The organism is Frankia sp. KB5 (genome assembly GCF_002099325.1).
Classification (GTDB): Bacteria; Actinomycetota; Actinomycetes; order Frankiales; family Frankiaceae; genus Frankia; species Frankia casuarinae.
In genome coordinates, this window is record NZ_MRUJ01000101.1 from 1 (window position 1) to 4,801 (window position 4,801).

Annotated in this window: 3 protein-coding genes and 2 pseudogenes; 2 read left to right on the forward strand and 3 right to left on the reverse strand. The window is 67.6% G+C overall.

What is annotated here, in order from left to right; all coding sequences use genetic code 11:
• Positions 1 to 653: 653 nt before the first annotated feature.
• Positions 654 to 890 (forward strand): annotated as a pseudogene (locus KBI5_RS11335) (IS607 family transposase); the annotation flags it as partial.
• Positions 891 to 1,010: 120 nt separating this feature from the next.
• Here the strand turns inward: KBI5_RS11335 and KBI5_RS11340 are convergent.
• Positions 1,011 to 1,841: a PhzF family phenazine biosynthesis protein gene (locus tag KBI5_RS11340; protein WP_023841251.1), complete on the reverse strand. Its 831-nt coding sequence runs from the start codon at positions 1,839 to 1,841 to the stop codon at positions 1,011 to 1,013.
• Between the two features lie 149 nt (positions 1,842 to 1,990).
• On the opposite strand from KBI5_RS11340, the gene KBI5_RS11345 reads away from it, so the two are divergent.
• Positions 1,991 to 2,527: a DUF1003 domain-containing protein gene (locus KBI5_RS11345; RefSeq protein ID WP_011436397.1), complete on the forward strand. Its 537-nt coding sequence runs from the start codon at positions 1,991 to 1,993 to the stop codon at positions 2,525 to 2,527.
• 90 nt (positions 2,528 to 2,617) lie between these two features.
• On the opposite strand, the gene KBI5_RS11350 is transcribed toward KBI5_RS11345, so the two are convergent.
• Together KBI5_RS11350 and KBI5_RS11355 are read right to left on the reverse strand one after the other, a co-directional pair.
• Positions 2,618 to 3,820, reverse strand: a complete 1,203-nt coding sequence (locus KBI5_RS11350; RefSeq protein ID WP_011436398.1) for a cytochrome P450 — start codon at positions 3,818 to 3,820, stop codon at positions 2,618 to 2,620.
• Positions 3,821 to 4,531: 711 nt separating this feature from the next.
• A pseudogene (locus KBI5_RS11355) lies at positions 4,532 to 4,801 on the reverse strand (zinc ribbon domain-containing protein); the annotation flags it as partial.

A 4,801-nucleotide genomic window follows, 5' to 3' on the forward strand; every position in this document is an offset into this window, starting at 1 on the left:
GATCCTTCGCCTGACCGGCGCCACGAACATCGCCCAGGCAATCCGACACCACGCGCGGCGCCCCGAACGACCACTAGAGACGATCAAGAGCCTTGCTTGCTAACCGACAACTTTGCCGGGGCCCTGCCAGGCGGCCGACCGGGGGGATCAGATGATCAAAGAGTCTAAAGGTCGCGCTCGAAGCAGCAGTCCCACGTGCCTGAAGATCCCCACGTCATACTAGAAGACGGGCTCCACCTACGGCACCAAGGCAGCCCGACGTCGACCGGCCGACCACCAGCGATTTTCCATCGCCCCACGTGGCCGGCCAGTAGCCGCGTGAGGTCGATGCGGTGACGCTCGATCGCATCAGCGCCATCCCGGTGGTACTTCGATAGCCGCAGATAGAGCCAGATCGGCCGCGTCCCTGACCGAACCTCGACGCCGTAGGACCGAAAGGGCGGATAGACCACGGCCCGTGTGCGTCGGCCTGGGCGACGCAGGAACGGGTGTTCTTCGCCTGTTTCGGGGTTGATGGCGATGCCTTCGACCGTTCCGTCACTTAGTTCGCGTTCCATAGGGTGTACTTTAGTTTGCACGACTCAGCGCTTAATAATGTACTTTGGCAGGCTATAGTGGGCCATGCCCTGCTACGCGGCACGCAGGTAGCCACGATCGTTGTCGAGTATCGCGACCGGTTCGGCCGGTTCGGCGTCGAGTATGTCGACGCCGACCTTGCCGCGTCCGGCCGCCGGCTGCTGGTCGTCGACCCCGCCGGGGTGGATGAGGACCCCGCCGGGGTGGATGACGATCTGGTCGGGGACGTGACCGAGATCCTGACGTCGCTGTGCTTCCGGCTGTATGGTCGGGAGGCCGCCGCGGACCGGGTCCGGCGCGCGGTCGCAGCCGCCGTCGAGGAAGCCCGTGAGGGTCCTCCAGGCGTATCGGGTTCGCTCTTGACCCGGAACGACGCCCAGCTCGCCGACCTGCGCCGGTATGCCAGCGCAGGTCGGTTCGTTTACAAACGGAACCTATAGCTCGACGAAGCCGGACACGCAGGTGATCGTGTCGCCGCCGATCCAGACCGTGCCGTCCGCATCAGCGGAGATGTGCACCCGTCCGGTCCGGTGGAGCAGTGTTCCCTGGCTCACCGTGTAGGGTGCGCTCGCTCGCCCGGTCCGGAGCAGCCATTGGGCGACGGACGCGTTGAGGCTTCCGGTTACCGGATCCTCCCTCGTCGTGCCGTTCACGGGGAAGAAGGCCCGAACTTCGAACGTCTCGGTCGACTCGGGCGGATACGGGCCGAGCACGCCGAGATGCAGGTCGACGATGCCCGGTTGCAACGCGAGGACCGCCTCGGCGCTGTCGAGTAGAACAGCAATCCATCCCGGCCCGTTATCCGCCCACTCGGCGGCCACGATGTCATCGCGGGCGATGCCCAGCGCCGTGCCGATGCGCTGGACGAGGGCCTCCTTAACCGGCCCCGAGCGTCGCAGCGGGGGTGCGGCGAACGCGAGTCCGTCCGCGGTCCGCCGGACGGGAACGAGCCCGGCACCACACTCCTGAACGACCACATCGCCCCGTTCGGCCGGAGGCCGGGTGGTCAGCCAGGCGTGGCAGGTACCCAGCGTGGGATGCCCTGCGAAGGCCAGCTCGGCACCGGGTGTGAAGATCCGGACCCGGTAGTCGGCGTCCGATGAGGTGGGCGGCAGGATGAAGGTAGTCTCCGAGAGGTTCGTCCACCGGGCGAACCGCTGCATCTCCTCCGGGTCGAGTCCCGATCCGTCGAGCACGACGGCTACCGGATTGCCCTGATACGGGGATCTTGAGAAGACATCGATCTGTTGGAAGGGACGCGGCATCGGCCCAGTGTCCCGCGGGCCGCCGGCTGACCGCGCGGATGCAGGTGAGGAATTCCTGGATTCCGATCGCCAGGCGGCTGGAGGCGATGGAGCGTCACCAGGAGCGGGCCGGCGCGGGAACGCATCCGGGTGCATATCAGCATGAAGGCATGAGTTCCTCCGCCGACACCCATGGCCGACCCCGTCACGCCGAAGCGGGTGGCCGCCCGCATCCGCGTATTTCCAACGAGCGGATCGCCTTCGCCCGGATGCGCACCTCGCAGGACCGCGGGGCGGATCTGATCACCTCCTTCGCGGGATCGCTGCCCTTCGTCTACCTGCATGCGGTCTGGTTCGGCGGCTGGATCCTGTTGAACGAGGGCGTGTTCGGCGAGGGCGCCGTCTTCGACCGCTACCCGTTCGGCCTCCTGACGATGATCGTCAGCTTGGAGGCGATCTTCCTATCGACGTTCGTGATGGTCAGCCAGAACCGTGAGGCCGCCCGGCAGAACCTCCGTGCCGAACTCGACTTCGAGACCAACCTGCGGTCCGAGGTGTGGTCGGTCCACATCGGGCGGGCGCTCGGGCTTGACCCCGACGAGGTGGAACGGGACGTCCAGGAGCTCGTCGCGCACGCCCGCGCGGAGATCCGTAACGGCCAGGCCCAGCCGATGGGTCCGGGAGTGATGGATCCGGGAGTGTCGTGACGCCTCAGGTTCATCGTCGGCGACGACGCGAATCCGGTGCCTGGTGCCCGGCGCCGGGCGTGTGGGGCCGGGTCAACCGAGCGCGACGATTCAGTCGAGCGTGACGACGAGGCCGCGCAGCTCGTAGGCCGCGATCTCGTCCCGGAGGGTGACCTGGGGTGGGCTGGCCATGTGCAGGCCGTCGAGCATGAACAGCTTGTGCAGGAAGATGTCGGTTTCGTGGATGGCGACGTGTGCGCCGGGGCATTTGTGGGGGCCGTCGCCGAAGCTCAGCCCCGCCGGACTCACGCCGTCGCCGATCGGGCGGGCGGGGCGGACTGTGTACGGGTCGGCGCCGATGGCCTGCGTGTCGATGTTGGTGCTGCTCACCGCGATGTCGATCTGGGCGCCGGCTGGGATCGTTAGCGGGCCGTGCGGGCCCGGTAGCTGGATGTCGGCCGTCGTGCGCCGTTTGAGAGTGGAGATGACCGGTTCCAAGCGCAGGAACTCGTGCAGGATCGCGATCCGTTCGGTCTGGTCAGCGTCGTGGTAGCGGGCGCGCAGTGTGTCGTCGGTGAACAGGTGCCAGGCGGCGACGTTGATGAACTCCCGGGTGGTGATCATTCCTGCGGGTGCGAAGGTGACGCACTCGGCGAAGATTTCGGCATTGGTGCAGCCTTGGTCGATCATGTGTGAGATGAGGTCATCCGTGCGTCGCCGACGGCGGGCGCGTACCGCGGGGCGCACGTCGGCGAGGTAGAAGGCGAGGGCGTGGCGGTTCTGCCGGATGAACTGCCTGATGCCGCGGATGCTGGTGACATTCGGCGGTCCGAGGTCTCCCTGGGCGAACCGTTCCAGGCGGGCGGCCATGCCGGGGCGGCTGTTGGTGAGGCCGATCACCGCGGCGGCGACCTCGACGGCGAGGGCGAAGCTGAGCTCGGACAGGTCGACGCTCCGCTCGCGGCGCAACCGGTCGATCTGCTCGTCGGCGACGCGGTGCATCAGCTCGCGGTAGTGCTCGTCGACCCTGCGTAGAGTGAAGAATCGTGCGGTCAGCCGGCGGCGTTCCCGGTGCTCGGGGCCGTCGCTGTGCAGCACCGGTCGGCGGATCCGCTTGGGAATCGCCTTAGATGCGTCGATACCGAGGCCGGCCTGCTTGGTTTCCAAGCTGCGCAGCACCGCCTGCCCGGCGGCGTACCCGCTGATCCGCCATACGCCGTCGGCGCCCTGTACGACCGGGCATCCGCCGTTCGGGTCTTCGCGGTCGATCTTGCGTGCCGACGTCCCGACGTCGGTCACCACGGGATCCGCCATGGATTCTCCTTCCCAGGGCACTCCGGAAACCGGCCGGGGCGCGGCTTCAGGGCCGTCATGACTGACCGGTGCGGCGATGGAGTGCTGCTGATGCCTATCGAATCGTTGGTGGATGCGAGGGAAAGCCGCCGCCGCCGCCCCTGCGGCTGGCTTGTTCGGGTAACGGCTCGAGGCGGAGTCGGGTGGCATCGGAGGAAGCCGTCGGCCGGACGCCTGAAACCTCTTGCAACCACTTGTGAGCCGGCAATGATGCCCCCTGCGCGGGGAATCCGTGACGGTCCCGGCCATGACGGCCCGCCGGGTTCGGCGGCATTCCTCAACGGTTCTGGCCGCTTTTCACGCTCCGCTTTTCACGCTCCGCGTCCGGGTCCGGGTCCCGTCCGACTTTACCGGAAGGATTGGGAGGGCCGGCTCATTCGTGCCCTCATTCGTGCCCTCCGGGGCGCAGCAGCGGGCCGTGATCTGACTACCCAATTGTGTCAGTTGGTGGGCGGGGCGTTCACGCCGAGCGTGGTCACGGCGCTTTTTCGGAAGCTCGCCGTCATGGTCTACGGCAGACCCGGCAAGGCGATCGCGACGGGAATCACGTGTCGCGCCCTTCCGTGCCGCGTGAAGGATTTCACGCCGACCGGGACGCCCTCCGTGTCCCTCCGTGTCCCGCCGTGTCCCGCCGTACTTCCCGCCGGATGCCACCTCGGTGGTGCGGGTGACGCTCTTCCCGGCCATGGCCGTGCCGGGTTCCCGCTTCACAGCCACCCGCCCACCAGGGTGGGTCTTACGGTCGGCTCCACGGGCGTTTATCGTCTCCGACGTACTGGCGGCGACGAGGTGACGCAGGTTGACCGCGGCGTTGGCGTCGCGGTCGGCCACCAGCCCGCAGGACGGGCAGGTGAAGATGCGGTCCGGCAGGGTCAGGTTTGGGTTTCGCCCGCCACAGCCGGAACAGGTCTTGCTCGAGGGGTACCAGCGGTCCGCGACCAC